Consider the following 14,020-nt stretch of genomic DNA (forward strand, 5'->3'; position numbering starts at 1 on the left):
CAATACAGGTGTTTTGACTCTCAATCCGGCTTCGGCCCCACCCAGGAACACCCATGCATCTCTCGAACTGGCTGCTTTTCTGCAGCGTCGCCCTGCTCGTCACGTTTTCTCCCGGCCCGGCCGTCTTGCTGGCTATCTCGAATGCCATCGCTGTCGGCCCGCGCCGCGCGATGATCAGCAGCATGGGCAATGGTTTTGGCTTGTTCATCATTTCCGGCGTGGCCATGGCCGGCATGGGCGTCGTGCTGGCCACCTCGGCCACGGCCTTCATGCTGCTGAAGCTGGCTGGCGCCCTGTACCTGGTGTATCTGGGCATCAAGCAATGGCGCAGCAAGACCAGCGTCGTGGCCGATGCCCCTGTGGTGGCCGGCGCGGCGAATCCAAATTCGTTCTGGAAACTGTTCCGCCAGGGCTTGACGGTGGCGCTGACCAATCCGAAAGCCATCCTGTTCTTCTCGGCACTGTTCCCGCAATTCATCACGCCGGGCGAACCGGTGGCCATCCAGTTCACCGTGCTGACGACCTCGTTTGTCGCCTGCGCCATGCTGGCCCACTTGTTCTACGCCAACCTGGCGCGCCTGCTGAAAACCCAGCTGGCCACGCCGGGCCGCGCCAAGCTGTTCAACCGCATCACGGGCGGCGCTTTCGTCTTGCTGGGCCTGAGCCTGCTGCGCCTGCGCAGCAAGGCAGCGTAATTACTGTAGTAAAAATGTCTCGATGCTGGCCGCCAGGGCCAGCGGCGTTTCATTCATCGGATAGTGTCCCGCATTGCCCAGCACCTCCAGCCGGGCTTGCGGGTACCACGCCAGATACGTGCGGCGCATCAGGGCCGCATCGAAACGGGGATCGTGCTCTCCCACCAGCGCCAGCAAGGGCAATTCGACGCGCGCTGCCTTGATTTCCTCACTAAAATCCGTCCCGCTCCAGGCCAGGAAATAGGCGCCAAACGCGGCTGGATCCGACCTTTCCCACGAATACTGCGCCTTCCAGTCCAGCCAGGCGGCAGGCAAGCGCCCACCCGTGCTGCGGTCGATGATGGCGCGCCGCGCCGCCACGCTATCAACGGCCGCGAGAAACGTCGCGCGAGCCGCCGCGTCAAAGTCCACGCCGCAGCTGGGCACGGGCGCCACGGCCACCAGTTTGCGCAGGCGCAAGGGCGCCAGCAAGGCCAGCCGTTCCAGCGCCATGCCGCCCATCGAGTGCCCCACCACGCTGAAGGTGTCCAAGCCCAGCGCATCGGCCAGGGTCAGGGCGTCGCGGGCGACCTCGTCAATCGAGTATGTTCCTGCCGCGCCGCGCATGCCGCCATAGCCGCGATTGTCCATGAAGACATAACTGAAACTGGCGCCATCGAGGGCCACTTCCATCGGCGCGAATGCGTGCGCGTCGCCAAACCAGCCGTGCAGGAAGATGACGGCATGCGGGCCATGGCCCACGCGGTGATAAGTATTGTGCATGCTCACTCCTGAAAAAGAGTGCATGGTAAGCGGTCTTTAAACGGCCCGCCTTCGATGCCAGGTCAAATACTGTAGAGTATGGGCCATGGATGATTTTTATACGGAAGTGCCGCGGCCCTTGATCGCCACGGCGCGCGACTATGCGGCTGATGCCGTCTTTCCCAGCCACAACCATGCGCGTGGGCAATTTGCGTATGCGGCGCGGGGCGTCATCAGCGTGCACACGCCGCAAGGCAACTGGCTGGTGCCGCCGCAGCGCGCTTGCTGGGTACCGGCCCAGCTCGTCCACGGCATGCGCATGCACGGCGCCGTGACCATGCACAACGTGTTTATCGACGCGCCCGCCATCGCCGGAAGCGGCTTGCCGTCCCACTGCCAGGTCCTGGACGCCTCGCCTCTGCTGCGCCAGTTGTTGGCCGAGGCCGTGACTGTGGAGGCCTTGTATGCGGAACAATCGCGGGCGGGGCGGCTGATGGCCTTGCTGCTTGATGAGATTGCCGCCGCCCAGCCGCTGCCCCTGAGCGCGCCCCTGCCGCAGGAGCCCCGGCTGGCGCGGCTGTGCACGGAATTTCTACGGCAACCGAGCCTGGACAGCAGCCTGGATGCGATGGCGGCGCAGGCGGGCATGAGCCGGCGCACCTTTACGCGCCAATTCCGCGCCCAGACGGGCCTCGCCTTTGCCCAATGGCGCCAGCAAGCGTGCCTGCTGGCGGCCATCACGCGGCTGGCCGACGGACAAGCCGTCACCAGGATCGCGCTCGACCTCGGCTATGCCAGCCCCAGCGCCTTTACGGCCGCCTTCCGCCGCGTGCTGGGCCAGGCGCCCAGCGATTATCTAGCTTAGGCAATGATGGCGGCGATACGCCGCGCCAGCGCCTGCGCCAGTTTCTGCACATGGTAGCCATCGACAAAGCCATGGTGGGCTTGCGCGGAAAACGGTATCCGCATGCGGCCATCGTCCTGCGCGGGGCCGAACTTGCCCCAGGTAAAGGTCGGGATGTCGGCATCGCGGTGGCGGTAGATCGGGTGCTCGATGGCCGCCAGTTCCAACCAGGGCAGGCAGGTGATGAAAATATTGTTGCGCTGCTCGCGCTCGGTCTCGCCCTCGCCCGTATTGATCAGCGCGGAACTGGCTTCGGCCAGGCGCTTGGCTTCCAGGCTGCGCGCGATGAATACATCGAGCTGGTCCGTCATCGTGAAACGCGTGTAGTTGAGGTTATCATCGCCGTTGATGACGGTGTACGAGGCGGGGAAATCGTCGATGCGTATCACTTCGCCCTGGTAGATGCGGTACATGAAGTTGTCGATTTCCCTGACCGTATTGAGCAGGCAAAACAGGAAAAAATGAAACACGGGGATATTCTGCGCCTTGCAGTACGGTCGGAAGTCCGGCACGTCGAGCTGGAAGTTGATGTTGACGAGGGGATTGTCGAACGCGCGGAACAAGTCATAGCGGTCGCGCCGCTTTTCAAAATTTTTCATGCGGCGAGTGTAGACGATGGTGGTGCTGGCGGGCAAGTCACGCAGTATCGGCTTGCCAGTAATTTGCCAGGGCGGCCAGGGCATACTGTCCAGGCAGGCTCTCATCCACCTGTGCGACAAACGTCAGGAATTGCACGACGGCCTGTCTTTGCGCCGCATTGAAGCCAGCGTACTTCGCGATCGCATAGGCGCGCGAATCCCGGTTCTTTTCAGACGGTGAAAGCGCATGCACTGTCATTCCGAGCACATCTGTTTCCCAGCTTGCCCGATGCTGATATGCCACAGCGTAGCGCATGTATGCCGGCAAGTAATACAGAAATTCCTCAGCCTCCATATGGGCGAGCAAACCTTCGCCCTCCTCGATTTCAGCATCGGGAATCTCTTGCCAGATCGAATCGACTCGATCCTTGCCGCTTGCAACCCATTCCCTCTCGCTGATGTCCTCCGACATACCATATTTATCCGTCAAGAGAAATTGGCGCAAAGATGTTTCCGCGCGCTGCGTACCAGCGAACTCGCGTTCAATGCAGGCAATCAGGCTGGCCGCGTCCGCCGTGGCCGTCGATACATTATCTGAACAATTCATTAAAAATCCTTGGATATCCCCAAAATCGCCCGGGCCACCTCGACCACGCCCTCTTCCACCTCACCTGGCGTTGGCATCAGGGCGAGGCGGGTCAATTCCCCATTCAAGGCCGCCGCCAGCCCGGGAGAATGGCGCACGATGCCCTGCAAAATAAAATACTTCCATTGTTCGTCATTGCCGGCCAGCACCGTTTTCACATCCGGGGCCAAGCGCGGACCGATGCCGGCCAGATACGGCAGCAGCACGGCGGCCACGGGCCAGTTCGCGTCTTGCACCCATTCCAGGATCTGCGGCATGGCTGGAGCAATGTCGTCCCATGGCAATGCGATCAGGGCTTGCGCATGCTGCGTATCGTGTTTATCGCGCGGCAATGGCAGCGTCATGCGTGGTGTCATGTGGTGCCGCCGTGCGCCAGGCCCCGCTGCACTTTCCACGCCAGCGGTAAAGTGAGCAGCAACACGGCCGCCAGCGCCAGCAAGGCCGTCGGCACGCTCGTATGGTCACCCAGCGCGCCGAACAGCACGGGCGACAGCGCGCCGCCGCCGATGCTGCCCGTGTAGAACAGCGCGAACGCATGCTCGCGCTTGCCGGGCTCAGCCAGTTCCGGCACGGCGCCGTACAACACGGACGAGGTGCCGTTCAGCGCCAGCCCCAGCAGGGGCAGCATGGCCATGACGCCGGCCAGCGGCAGCCACAGGGCCAGCACGATCAGCAGCGAGGTCATCGATTCCGTCAGCCACACGGTCTTCATCATGCCGATGCGCGCACCCAGATAGCCGCACAGCAGCTTGCCGAAGGCGCCGCCCACAAACAGCAGAGACAGGGCCACGCCGATGCCGGCCGTGCCAGCGCCCTTGCTTTTCAGCAGGAATGGCAAAAAGGTGAGAAAGCCCATGCGCACGGCGCTGTCGAGGGTGCCCGTGGCCAGCAGCGCACGAAAGCTGCCTTTCGAGCCGCTGCCTACGATGATCTTGCCCGCCTTCTTTGCGCCGGCTTGCAGCTCGCCCGGTTTCGGCAGCAGCCACCACAGCAAGCCCGCCGCAGCCAGCCCCAGCAAGCCCAGCAGCGAAACGCTGGCTTGCCAGCTGCACACCAGCAACAGCAAGCCCACCAGCGCGGGAATCAGGGTCTTGCCGATATCGCCGGCAAAGTTATAGTGCGACAGTGCCTCCTTCACGCCGCCGCCCGCCTCGTGCGTATCGGTGACGATGGACGAGGCCAGCGGATGCTGGGTGCTGGCGCCCAGGCCTCCCAGCAGCAGCGCGAACAGCAGCACGCCCAAGCCGCCCGCCTGCCCTGCGATCAGGTAGGCGACCCCGGCCAGCGCCGTGCCGCCCACCAGCAGGCGTTCGCGCCCCCAGCGCCTGGCCATGCGGCTGGCCAGCAGCTGGAAACCGGCCATCATGCCCGAGTAGGAACCGCGCAACAGGCCTACCATGGCATAGCTGATGGCAAACTGCGCCTGCCAGATGGGCAACAGCACGTAAATGACGTCCGTCAAGCCGTCATGCACGGCATGCGCGCTGCAGGCGGCGAACAGCGAGCGGCGGCGTATCGGTTTGTCGGAGGGAGGTGCTTCGGGGGACAGCGCGGCAAGCGATGGTTCGTTCATGATTCTGCAAGCGGGGAAAACGCGAGACAGCCAGCTTACACCAATTGGCAACTTCGCATCTTGAAGCGTAGCAAGAATAATATTATTGCAAGATTGGTCTGACGCAAACGCAGGGGGAGCGCAAACCAGGCCCGGCGCCGTCACGTTGACGGCACCGGGCTTCCACCTTACTTGGCCATCGCATCCTTCGCCATGCCATCCTTTTTCATTTCATCCTTTTTCATCTCGCCCTTGGCCATGCCGTCTTTCGCCATGGTATCTTTTGCCATGCCATCCTTGGCCATGTGATCCTTCTTCATGTGCTTCTTGGCCATCGGCTTCTTCATGCCGTCCTTGCCCATCGCATCCTTGTGCATGGCGTCGGCCGAAGCATCCTTGGCCATGGCATCTTTTTTCATGGCGTCCTGGGCGAAAGCGGCGCCCGACATGAAGATGGCGGAAGCGATAATGGCGGTGATGGTGGTTTTCATGATATGTCCTTGTCTCAATGTTGGATGGGCGAGATTGCCCGGTGGTAAAGCTGTTGCTGTGCTACAGGTGTTGCTTGCTGCTAAATAACAGGAAGGCCGGGAGGTGGTCAGGGCCAGGCGCATTGGCGCAGGCAGTACGATTAGTACGACAAGGCAATGCAACGCCGCACTGGCCGGCTCCCCGGTCTTCCTAAGATCCGCCGAACCAGTTGTAGCCCTGATTCTCCCAATACCCTCCCGGGTAGGAATTCGTCACGAAAATCGCCTGGATGTGCTTGGGATTCTTGTAGCCCAGCTTGGTCGGCATACGCAATTTCATCGGATAGCCATACTTGGGCGGCAATTCCTGGCCGTCATACGTCAGGGCCATGATGGTTTGCGGGTGCAGGGCCGTGGCCATGTCGATGCTGGTGAAATAATCGTCGGCGCACTTGAAACCGATGTATTTGGCCGTCGTGTCGGCGCCGACCCGCTTCAGGAAGTGGGAAAACGGCACGCCGCCCCACTTGCCGATGGCGCTCCAGCCTTCCACGCAAATGTGGCGCGTCACTTGCGTTTCCTGCGGCAAGGCGCGCAGCTGCGGCAAGGTCCACGGCTTCTTGTCGGCGATCAAGCCGCTCAACTCCAGGCGCCAGGCGTCGCCATCGACCTCTTCCACTTCATCCTCGCCGTAATAGGCGTTGAAGGGGAACGGCCGCGTGATCATGGAGTCCGGGTAGGTCGGCGCCAGTTTGTTCGGATCAAACAGCCAGCCCTGCACCGTGTCATTCATGCGCGACACCGCCGTCAGGGCCGTCTCGATGGCGGACGGGTCGCTGGCGTTGCATCCCGTCAGCAAGGACAGGCCGCCCAGGGTCAAACTGCGCTGCAGGAACAAACGGCGCGACGGCTGCTTGATCTGGCGCAAGGCGTCGGCCAGCATGGCCTGGCCCTGCCTTGGCACGAGGATGGTTTTTTTCATGCTCATCTCCTTAGCGGCCGCGCAGCATGGCGACCAGGGTGCGCGGCACCAGCGCCACCATCAGCAGGTGCACGCCGACAAAGCCCGTCAGCAGCGCCATGGCGATGAAGTGGACCCGGCGCGCGCTCTCGTAGCCGCCCATCAGCTCGCGCAGCTGGGGGAATTGCACGGATTTCCACAGCACCAGGCCGGACAGCACCAGCACGATGCAGTCGAGCATGACGAACAGGTAGGCGGCGCGCTGCACCATGTTGTAGTGGCGCGGGTCAGCATGGGCCAGCTTGCCCTTCAGCGCGGCGGCGAAATCGGCCAGCAGCAGGCGCGGCGACAGGGGAAAGAACTGGCGCCGCAGCCGTCCCGAGACGATATTGATAATCAGATACAGCAAGCCATTGGCCACCAGCAGCCACATGGCGGCAAAATGCCATTGCAGCGCGCCGCCGAGCCAGCCGCCCAGGGTCAGCGCGCGCGGCAGTTCGAACGGGAAGAATGGCGCCGCGTTATAAATGCGCCAGCCGCTGGTGGCCAGCACGACCACGGCCACGGCATTGAGCCAGTGCGTGATGCGCAGCCAGGCGGGGTGGATCACGTTTGCTTGTCCGTTCATCACATCGCTCCCTTCGCGCAGGATGCCGTGCTGACGGCTTGCAGGATGGCGCTGCTGTCGCTGCGCTGCACGAAGGCGACCACTTGCAGCTGCTCCGGACGCCAGCTAGCGGGCAGCTTGACTTCTCGGCGCAACTGGGCGCGGCCTTGCGCCAGCGCAACCGGTCCCAGCCACAGGCGCACGGCCGCATCGTGCTGCAGGGTGGCGCCGCGGTTTTCGCCGCGCAGCACTTTCGAGACGATCGCGCTTTCGCTGATGGCCACGTACAGCTGGCCGCCCGTCTGTGCGTCCGGCGCGCTGGCATGGGCTTCCAGCAGCAGCTTGCCACCTGGCCCCGGCGTGGCGGATAGGTCAATCTTGACGGGCGCGGCGGTGGCGTTGATGCGGCGGATGGCGGCCGGCAGTTGCGTATCCCAGCTGCGCAATTCCGTGCCGCCGACGAAAAACTGCGGCGTGTAGGCCACGTGGCGCGGCTGGTGGCGCAGCAATTCAGCCTGGCGCGCGTCGAATTGCGCCTGCGCCAGCGGATCCGTCCAGCCGATCTGGTCCCAGTAGGTGACGTGCAAGGCCAGCGGCACGATCAGGCTGGCCGCTCCCGCTTCCTTGCGCAAGGCGCTCAGGCGCTGGTCGGCAGGCGGACAGCTGGAGCAGCCTTCGCTGCTGTACAGCTCCACCAGCGCCGCCGTCTGTGGCCCGCTTTGCACGGCGCAGCGCTGGCCGGCCGCCATTTGCGCCATGGCCGGGGCGACCACGGCCGCGCTCAGGACGGGTAAAAGCAGTGTTGCAAGGCGGTGCTTGATGTCCATGGTCGTTACCCGGTATATTGAAATAAGAAGCGTGAATGAAGAAACGTGCTTGCCTGTCAATTCGCCGCGATGGCCGGATTGGTTACAGCCACCCTCCATTATTTTTGAATTTATTTTTTTCAACGCCTGTCACCAAAGGCCTGCATGCAACGAATACCTGTAAGCGAACACCTGCATGGCACGGAACTGCGGCTGCATGGCTTGATGCTGCGCGGACTCGATGGCGATGCGGCGGCTTACCGCAGTTTCTTGCAAGCCACCAGCGGCCATTTGCGCGCGTTCCTGCGGCGACGCCTGCAGCGCTGGCCGGATGAGGTGGAAGACCTGGTGCAGGAATGTTTGCTGGCCATCCACAACCAGCGCCTGACGTATGACACGGGCGTGCCGCTGACGTCGTGGATTCATGCGATTGCGCGCTATAAATTGATCGACTGGCTGCGCCGGCATGGGCGGCGCGAGGCGCAGCACTTGCCGTACGACGAAGAAGATAGCGCGCAGGAACTGTTTTCCAGCGCAGATGCGGAGGCGGCCGAGGCCAGCCGCGACCTGGCCAAGCTGCTGGCCAGCTTGCCCGCGCAGCAGCGCGACGCCATCGTGCACACCAAGCTCGACGGCTGGTCCGTGCGCGACACGGCCGCCGCCATGCGGATTTCGGAAGCCAGCGTCAAAGTGGCCGTGCATCGCGGCTTGAAAGCACTGGCAGCCAACTTGAGGATAACGACACCATGAAAACCGATGACTTGATCACCATGCTGGCCAGCGGCCCCGACGTGGCGGCCGCGCCGCCGCCGGGCACGCACTGGCGCGCCGCGTCCACCTTGGGCGCCGGGCTGCTGGCCAGCGTGGCGCTGATGGCCATGCTGCTGGGCGTACGGCCCAATTTGGAACAGCTGGCCCTGCTGCCCGACTTCTGGATCAAGGTCGGTTTCGTCATCTGCCTCTCCCTGGCGGCCTGGCACATCAGCCGCCGCCTGTGCGTGCCGGGCGCCACCACCCGCGCCCTGCTCCTGCTGCTCGCCATGCCCTTGCTGCTGATGTGGGCGCTGGGCGCCATCGTCCTGAGCGAAGCGCCACCCGAGCAACGGGCGGAACTGTTCTGGGGCGCCACCTGGCGCAGCTGCCCCTTGCTCATCGCCCTGCTGTCGCTGCCCATCCTTGCCGCCGTGCTGCGCCTGATGCGCCAGCTGGCGCCCACGCGCTTGCGCCTGGCCGGCGCTGCGGCCGGCTTTGCCGCCGGCGCAATGGCAGCGCTCGTGTATTGCCTGCATTGCCCGGAACTGGCGGCCAGCTTCGTCGGCTTCTGGTACGTGCTGGGCATGCTGGTGCCGACCGCCATCGGCGCGGCCATCGGGCCCAAAGTGCTGGCCTGGTAAACACACTCTCCCCGCAAGCGGGGCGCCGGTCAAGCGGGTTTCGAGCGTCTATCGTCTCCATATCCGCATACTCACGCATTCCCACGCGCCCCGTACACGCCTTCGCAAACGCCGCGACATAGCGCAACAGGCTATCGCCATCACTGGTGGCGGCGTCTCTTCTTGTCCACAAAATATTTTTTCTTACTGACGTGCAATATCCACGTAGATTCGACCTCGTGCGCCAGCCCCTGGCGATCGACGGCCGTTCATTCCGCTGCCCAAAATTAATTTGCAAGGAATGAATCTGATCGCGCTGGCGCTCCGTACAACTGATGCAGCCCCGTAATTCCCGCTAGTCCTACGTATGCACATAACAATCAGGGAGAATCGACATGTCATTGTTACACTCGAAAACCGCACTGGGCGCCGCCCTCCTGGGCAACCTGCTGGCTTTGGCCATCGCGCCATCGGCCTTCGCTTCCAGCCACCGCGAAGCGCCGTTCATCACGCAAAACCCCAAAGTCGACGCCACCGACTTCTATATGTTCCGCAGCTATGAAACGGGGCGCGGCGCCTACACCACCCTGGTGGCCGACTATATTCCCCTGCAAGACGCGTACGGCGGCCCGAACTACTTCGCCATGGACCCGAACGCCCTGTATGAAATCCATATCGACAACAACGGCGACGGCAAGGAAGACCTCACCTTCCAGTTCCGCTTCACCAACACCATCAAGGATGGCCAGTTCACCGTAGGCGGCAAGAAAGTCTCGATTCCGCTCGTCATCAACGGCGGCGCCATCGATTCCGTCAACCCGGCCGGCCTGAACGTGCGCGAAACCTACAGCGTGACGGTGGTGCGGGGCGACCGCCGCACGGGCACGCGCAGCAGCGTCACCAACGCCAGCGGCGGCGGCACGACCTTCGACAAGCCGGTCGACAATATCGGCAACAAGGCCATCCCCAATTACGCCGCGTATGCCGCGCAGCATGTGTACGCCGTCAACATTCCCGGCTGCGCCACGCCGGCGCGCCTGTTCGTCGGCCAGCGCAAGGACCCGTTCGTGGTGAACCTGGGCGAAACGTTCGACTTGATCAACATCAAGGCGCCCGCCACGGAGTTTGCCGCGAATGCGGAGTCCGCTGCCAAGGATGACCTGGCGAAGAAAAACGTCACGGCCATCGAGATGGAAGTGCCGACCGCCTGCCTGACCGCCGGCGCCGACCCCGTCATCGGCGGCTGGACCACGGCCAGCCTGCGCCAGGGCCGCTTGCTGAACCCGGCTCCCGGCACGGCCACCGCGGCCTCGAAGGAAGGCGGCGCGTGGGTGCAAGTGTCGCGCCTGGGTATGCCGTTGGTAAATGAACTGGTCATCGGCCTGAAGGACAAGGACCGCTTCAACGCCAGCAAGCCGTCGGGCGACGCGCAATTTGCCGACTACGTCACCAACCCCACGGCGCCAGCCCTGGTGGAAGTGCTGTACGGCTCGGCCGGCGCCAAGGCGCCCACCAACTTCCCCCGCAACGACCTGGTGGCCACCTTTTTGACGGGCATCAAGGGCGTGAACCAGCCCGTCACCGTGACGGCGTCCGAAATGCTGCGCCTGAATACCTCGATCGCCGCCACCAACGTCGGTGCGCAAAACCGCCTCGGCGTCATCGGCGGCGATAACGCGGGCTTCCCGAACGGCCGCCGCCCCGGCGACGACGTGGTGGACGTGGTGCTGCGCGTGGCCATGGGCAAGCTGTGCACCCTGAACATCGGCTGCGCCCCGGCCGACGCACCGGCCGGCGGCCTGCACTTCACGGATGGCGCCTTCCTTGACGAAACGTCGTTCACGGCAGGCTTCCCCTACCTGAAAAATCCCGTGGCCGGTTCGCCGCAGCTGTAACCAGGAGAACGCGATGAAAAAGCTCTATGCATGCGGCGCCCTGGCGCTCACGGCCTTGCTGGCCGGCTGCGGTGGCGGCGGTAGCAGCAGCCACGGCGGCGATAGCGGTGGCATCAATCCCCCTCCCGTCGTCCTGCTCGACGCATTTTATGTGGCCGTCAGCAACGTCATCCTGACCACCAGCGATGACAAGGATGGCGTGGGCATCGACGCCATCATGGCGACGTCTCCGGACAATACGGAGCCGGTACCACTGTAACGTGCGGGCGCCGGCGAGTGAGCTCTCCGGCGCCTATACCAATCACCGTCGATGGCGTCCACGATGAAAACACCGATTTCCCTGTTGTGCGCCTGCCTGCCCTTGCTGGCATGGGCCGCGCCCTACACGCCGAAAGATGGCGGCGCCGTCATCGAACAGCTGCCGCGCCGCGCCGACGCCACGCAACTTGAACTGCGCGCCTTGCGCCAGCAATTGAATACCACCCCGCAAGACCTGGCCCTGGCCAGCGGCCTGGCGCAGCGCTACATTGCCCTGGCGCGCAGCGACACGGATCCGCGTTACCTCGGTTATGCGCAAGCGGCGCTGGCACCGTGGTGGCGGCAGGCTGCGCCGCCCGTCCCCGTGCGTTTGCTGCGCGCCACCATTTTGCAAAGCACCCACCATTTCGGCCCCGCCCTGCAAGACCTCGACGCCGTCATCGCGCAGCAGCCGCAAAACGGCCAGGCCTGGCTGACGCGCGCGACAGTCCTCACCGTGCAGGGCGACTACGCGAAGGCGACGGCCAGCTGCGCCCGGCTGTCGGCCTTGACAACGCAGCTCGTCACCGTCACCTGCCTTGCCAATATCGCCAGCGTCACGGGCCGCGCCGCCGCCAGCGAGCGATTGCTGGATCTGACCCTGCAAAGAAGCGCCGGCGCGGCGCCCGAACTGGAAAGCTGGGCCGCAACCCTGCTGGCGGAAATGGCCACGCGGCGCGGAGAGTGGGCGCTGGCCGAAGCGCGCTACACCAGGGCGCTGGCGCAGCAGCCGCGCGACAGCTATCTGCTGGGCGCCTACGCGGATTTCCTGCTCGACCGCCAGCGCCCGCAGGAAGTCGTCAAACTATTGAAAGAGCAGCAGCGCATCGACGCCCTGCTGCTGCGTTACGCGCTGGCCCTGCAAGCGCTGCCCGGCCAGCAGGCAGCCTTCCTGGCGGCGAAAGCGGAACTGGCGGCCCGCTTCAACGCCGCCATGCAGCGCGGCGACACCGTGCACCAGCGCGAGCAAGCCCGTTTCGCCCTGTTTGTGCAACAGGATGTGCCGGCCGCCCTGCAACTGGCGCAAAAAAACTGGGCCATCCAGAAGGAAGTGCCCGACATGCGCATCTTGCTGGAAGCAGCGCTGGCCGCGCGCAACTATTCGGCGGCACAGCCCGTACTGGCCTGGATCACAGCGAATGGTGTGGAAGACGTGGCCCTGCAGCGGCTCGTCAGGCAGCTGGGGCCGCAGGATGGGCAGAAACTCAGTAGTGCAAAGAAAGTGGGTGCCCTGTGAAACTGCGCCTGCCTTGCATGGTTTTGCTCCTGTGGATGTGGCTCGCGCCCGCGCAAGCCCACAAGCCCAGCGACAGCTACCTGAGCCTGGCCGTGCACGGCCAGCAGATCGACGGGCAATGGGATATCGCCCTGCGCGACCTCGATTTCGCCATCGGCCTCGATGGCAATGGCGACGGCGCGCTGACGTGGGATGAAATCCGCGCGCGCCACGCCGCCATCGCCGCCTACGCCTTGCAGCGCCTGCAAGTGGCCAGCGACCAGGGCGTGTGCCCCTTGAAAGCCGTCGAGCAGCTGATCGACCATCATACGGACGGCGCCTACAGCGTGCTGCGCTTCCAGGCCAGCTGTCCCGGTGCTGCCCCGGCCAGCCTCACCATCGGCTACACCCTGTTCGCGGACCTCGATCCGCAGCACAAGGGACTGTTCAAGATTGATAGCAATGGTTCCACGCAAACGGCCATCTTCGACCCGGACAGCCCGCGCCAGACGCTTTCCCTTGCCGCGCCCGACCGCCTGGCGCAGTTCGGCGCCTACGTCAAGCACGGCATCTGGCATATCTGGATCGGCTACGATCATATTTTGTTTCTCTTGTCGCTGCTGCTGCCGGCCGTGCTGCTGCCTGGTATAAGCGAGCAACAAAAGCGCTTAAACCCCACGGCAGAAAACCGGGGTCGGACCCTGAGGGTCCGACCCCAGACCTCGCATCTGGGTTTGAATGCGGCATTTTTTGACGTTTTCAAAGTCATCACGGCATTTACACTCGCCCACTCCATCACCTTGAGCCTGGCCAGCCTCTCGCTCGTGTCACTGCCCTCGCGCTGGGTGGAATCGGCCATTGCCGCTTCCGTGATCCTGGCCGCGCTGAACAATCTGCTGCCGCTGTTCCGTGGCAAGCGCCCGGTGGCCGCCTTCGCGTTTGGCCTGATCCACGGTTTCGGCTTTGCCAGCGTGCTGCGCGACCTGGGCTTGCCGCAGGGTTCATTGCTGGCCAGCCTGCTGGGCTTTAACGTGGGCGTGGAAATCGGCCAACTGGCCATCGTCGCCGCCTTCCTGCCCCTCGCCTGGCTGCTGCGCAAGACATGGTTGTACCGGCAAGTGCTGACCGTCGGCTCGCTGGCCATCGCGCTGGTGGCGTGCGTCTGGCTGGTGGAGCGGGTGGCCGATATCAAGCTGATTTCAGCCTGACAGCGTTGCTGGACGGCCACTAGCCAGCCACAAACGCGCGCAATCGGGCTACAATACGAACAATTCTCAAT

General features: G+C 63.9%; 17 protein-coding genes. 8 read left to right on the plus strand and 9 right to left on the minus strand.

The window, feature by feature from the left end; all coding sequences use genetic code 11:
- The first annotated feature begins 53 nt into the window (after positions 1 to 53).
- A complete protein-coding gene (locus KO539_RS12030) occupies positions 54 to 695 on the plus strand; it encodes a LysE family translocator (RefSeq protein ID WP_034755914.1) in 642 nt (213 codons plus the stop codon).
- On the opposite strand, the gene KO539_RS12035 is transcribed toward KO539_RS12030, so the two are convergent.
- The gene (locus tag KO539_RS12035; protein ID WP_219309515.1) at positions 696 to 1,457 is read right to left on the minus strand and encodes an alpha/beta fold hydrolase; all 762 of its coding nucleotides are present in this window, start codon (positions 1,455 to 1,457) and stop codon (positions 696 to 698) included.
- A gap of 85 nt (positions 1,458 to 1,542) precedes the next feature.
- On the opposite strand from KO539_RS12035, the gene KO539_RS12040 reads away from it, so the two are divergent.
- Positions 1,543 to 2,301, plus strand: a complete 759-nt coding sequence (locus KO539_RS12040) for a helix-turn-helix domain-containing protein (RefSeq protein WP_219309517.1) — start codon at positions 1,543 to 1,545, stop codon at positions 2,299 to 2,301.
- Here the strand turns inward: KO539_RS12040 and KO539_RS12045 are convergent.
- From KO539_RS12045 to KO539_RS12080, 8 genes are all read right to left on the minus strand, one after another.
- A complete protein-coding gene (locus KO539_RS12045; RefSeq protein ID WP_257626244.1) occupies positions 2,298 to 3,023 on the minus strand; it encodes a CatA-like O-acetyltransferase in 726 nt (241 codons plus the stop codon). The genes KO539_RS12040 and KO539_RS12045 overlap by 4 nt on opposite strands.
- A complete protein-coding gene (locus KO539_RS12050) occupies positions 2,977 to 3,525 on the minus strand; it encodes a DUF6714 family protein (RefSeq protein ID WP_219309519.1) in 549 nt (182 codons plus the stop codon). Before KO539_RS12050 ends, KO539_RS12045 begins: the two co-directional genes overlap by 47 nt.
- Entirely contained in the window at positions 3,525 to 3,908 is a 384-nt protein-coding gene (locus KO539_RS12055) for a DUF5071 domain-containing protein (RefSeq protein WP_219309529.1), read from the minus strand. The genes KO539_RS12050 and KO539_RS12055 overlap by 1 nt, the downstream gene beginning before the upstream one ends.
- 8 nt (positions 3,909 to 3,916) lie before the next feature.
- Positions 3,917 to 5,137, minus strand: coding sequence for an MFS transporter (locus KO539_RS12060; protein ID WP_219309531.1), 1,221 nt, complete (start codon positions 5,135 to 5,137; stop codon positions 3,917 to 3,919).
- A 167-nt stretch (positions 5,138 to 5,304) separates the two neighbouring features.
- A complete protein-coding gene (locus KO539_RS12065; RefSeq protein WP_219309534.1) occupies positions 5,305 to 5,607 on the minus strand; it encodes a pentapeptide MXKDX repeat protein in 303 nt (100 codons plus the stop codon).
- 190 nt (positions 5,608 to 5,797) lie between these two features.
- Entirely contained in the window at positions 5,798 to 6,574 is a 777-nt protein-coding gene (locus tag KO539_RS12070; RefSeq protein ID WP_219309536.1) for a molybdopterin-dependent oxidoreductase, read from the minus strand.
- 4 nt (positions 6,575 to 6,578) lie between these two features.
- Complete coding sequence (locus KO539_RS12075; RefSeq protein ID WP_219309538.1) at positions 6,579 to 7,175, minus strand: cytochrome b/b6 domain-containing protein; 597 nt, start codon at positions 7,173 to 7,175, stop codon at positions 6,579 to 6,581.
- On the minus strand, positions 7,175 to 7,981 hold the full coding sequence (locus tag KO539_RS12080; RefSeq protein WP_219309540.1) for a DUF1223 domain-containing protein: 807 nt from the start codon (positions 7,979 to 7,981) through the stop codon (positions 7,175 to 7,177). Before KO539_RS12080 ends, KO539_RS12075 begins: the two co-directional genes overlap by 1 nt.
- A gap of 144 nt (positions 7,982 to 8,125) precedes the next feature.
- On the opposite strand from KO539_RS12080, the gene KO539_RS12085 reads away from it, so the two are divergent.
- From KO539_RS12085 to KO539_RS12110, 6 genes are all read left to right on the plus strand, one after another.
- Positions 8,126 to 8,710, plus strand: coding sequence for a sigma-70 family RNA polymerase sigma factor (locus tag KO539_RS12085; protein WP_219309542.1), 585 nt, complete (start codon positions 8,126 to 8,128; stop codon positions 8,708 to 8,710).
- Entirely contained in the window at positions 8,707 to 9,354 is a 648-nt protein-coding gene (locus tag KO539_RS12090; RefSeq protein WP_219309544.1) for an NrsF family protein, read from the plus strand. The genes KO539_RS12085 and KO539_RS12090 overlap by 4 nt, the downstream gene beginning before the upstream one ends.
- A 374-nt stretch (positions 9,355 to 9,728) precedes the next feature.
- Entirely contained in the window at positions 9,729 to 11,228 is a 1,500-nt protein-coding gene (locus KO539_RS12095) for a DUF4331 domain-containing protein (RefSeq protein WP_035819270.1), read from the plus strand.
- 13 nt (positions 11,229 to 11,241) lie between these two features.
- Entirely contained in the window at positions 11,242 to 11,487 is a 246-nt protein-coding gene (locus KO539_RS12100) for a hypothetical protein (protein WP_219309546.1), read from the plus strand.
- 63 nt (positions 11,488 to 11,550) lie between these two features.
- Positions 11,551 to 12,762 carry a tetratricopeptide repeat protein gene (locus tag KO539_RS12105; RefSeq protein WP_219309548.1) on the plus strand — a complete coding sequence of 404 codons (1,212 nt, stop codon included), beginning with the start codon at positions 11,551 to 11,553 and terminating at the stop codon, positions 12,760 to 12,762.
- A 17-nt stretch (positions 12,763 to 12,779) separates the two neighbouring features.
- Positions 12,780 to 13,949, plus strand: a complete 1,170-nt coding sequence (locus KO539_RS12110; protein WP_219309550.1) for a HupE/UreJ family protein — start codon at positions 12,780 to 12,782, stop codon at positions 13,947 to 13,949.
- The last annotated feature ends 71 nt before the right edge of the window (positions 13,950 to 14,020 follow it).

This window comes from Janthinobacterium sp. NKUCC06_STL, assembly GCF_019345455.1.
Taxonomy (GTDB): domain Bacteria; phylum Pseudomonadota; class Gammaproteobacteria; order Burkholderiales; family Burkholderiaceae_D; genus Janthinobacterium; species Janthinobacterium rivuli.

What these genes read in the sequence shown, in the direction of transcription:
- KO539_RS12030 (WP_034755914.1), top strand. Translation starts at nt 54, where the DNA reads ATGCATCTCTCGAACTGGCTGCTTTTCTGCAGCGTCGCCCTGCTCGTC.
- KO539_RS12035 (WP_219309515.1), bottom strand. Translation starts at nt 1,457, where the DNA reads ATGCACAATACTTATCACCGCGTGGGCCATGGCCCGCATGCCGTCATC.
- KO539_RS12040 (WP_219309517.1), top strand. Translation starts at nt 1,543, where the DNA reads ATGGATGATTTTTATACGGAAGTGCCGCGGCCCTTGATCGCCACGGCG.
- KO539_RS12045 (WP_257626244.1), bottom strand. Translation starts at nt 3,023, where the DNA reads ATGCCCTGGCCGCCCTGGCAAATTACTGGCAAGCCGATACTGCGTGAC.
- KO539_RS12050 (WP_219309519.1), bottom strand. Translation starts at nt 3,525, where the DNA reads ATGAATTGTTCAGATAATGTATCGACGGCCACGGCGGACGCGGCCAGC.
- KO539_RS12055 (WP_219309529.1), bottom strand. Translation starts at nt 3,908, where the DNA reads ATGACGCTGCCATTGCCGCGCGATAAACACGATACGCAGCATGCGCAA.
- KO539_RS12060 (WP_219309531.1), bottom strand. Translation starts at nt 5,137, where the DNA reads ATGAACGAACCATCGCTTGCCGCGCTGTCCCCCGAAGCACCTCCCTCC.
- KO539_RS12065 (WP_219309534.1), bottom strand. Translation starts at nt 5,607, where the DNA reads ATGAAAACCACCATCACCGCCATTATCGCTTCCGCCATCTTCATGTCG.
- KO539_RS12070 (WP_219309536.1), bottom strand. Translation starts at nt 6,574, where the DNA reads ATGAGCATGAAAAAAACCATCCTCGTGCCAAGGCAGGGCCAGGCCATG.
- KO539_RS12075 (WP_219309538.1), bottom strand. Translation starts at nt 7,175, where the DNA reads ATGAACGGACAAGCAAACGTGATCCACCCCGCCTGGCTGCGCATCACG.
- KO539_RS12080 (WP_219309540.1), bottom strand. Translation starts at nt 7,981, where the DNA reads ATGGACATCAAGCACCGCCTTGCAACACTGCTTTTACCCGTCCTGAGC.
- KO539_RS12085 (WP_219309542.1), top strand. Translation starts at nt 8,126, where the DNA reads ATGCAACGAATACCTGTAAGCGAACACCTGCATGGCACGGAACTGCGG.
- KO539_RS12090 (WP_219309544.1), top strand. Translation starts at nt 8,707, where the DNA reads ATGAAAACCGATGACTTGATCACCATGCTGGCCAGCGGCCCCGACGTG.
- KO539_RS12095 (WP_035819270.1), top strand. Translation starts at nt 9,729, where the DNA reads ATGTCATTGTTACACTCGAAAACCGCACTGGGCGCCGCCCTCCTGGGC.
- KO539_RS12100 (WP_219309546.1), top strand. Translation starts at nt 11,242, where the DNA reads ATGAAAAAGCTCTATGCATGCGGCGCCCTGGCGCTCACGGCCTTGCTG.
- KO539_RS12105 (WP_219309548.1), top strand. Translation starts at nt 11,551, where the DNA reads ATGAAAACACCGATTTCCCTGTTGTGCGCCTGCCTGCCCTTGCTGGCA.
- KO539_RS12110 (WP_219309550.1), top strand. Translation starts at nt 12,780, where the DNA reads ATGGTTTTGCTCCTGTGGATGTGGCTCGCGCCCGCGCAAGCCCACAAG.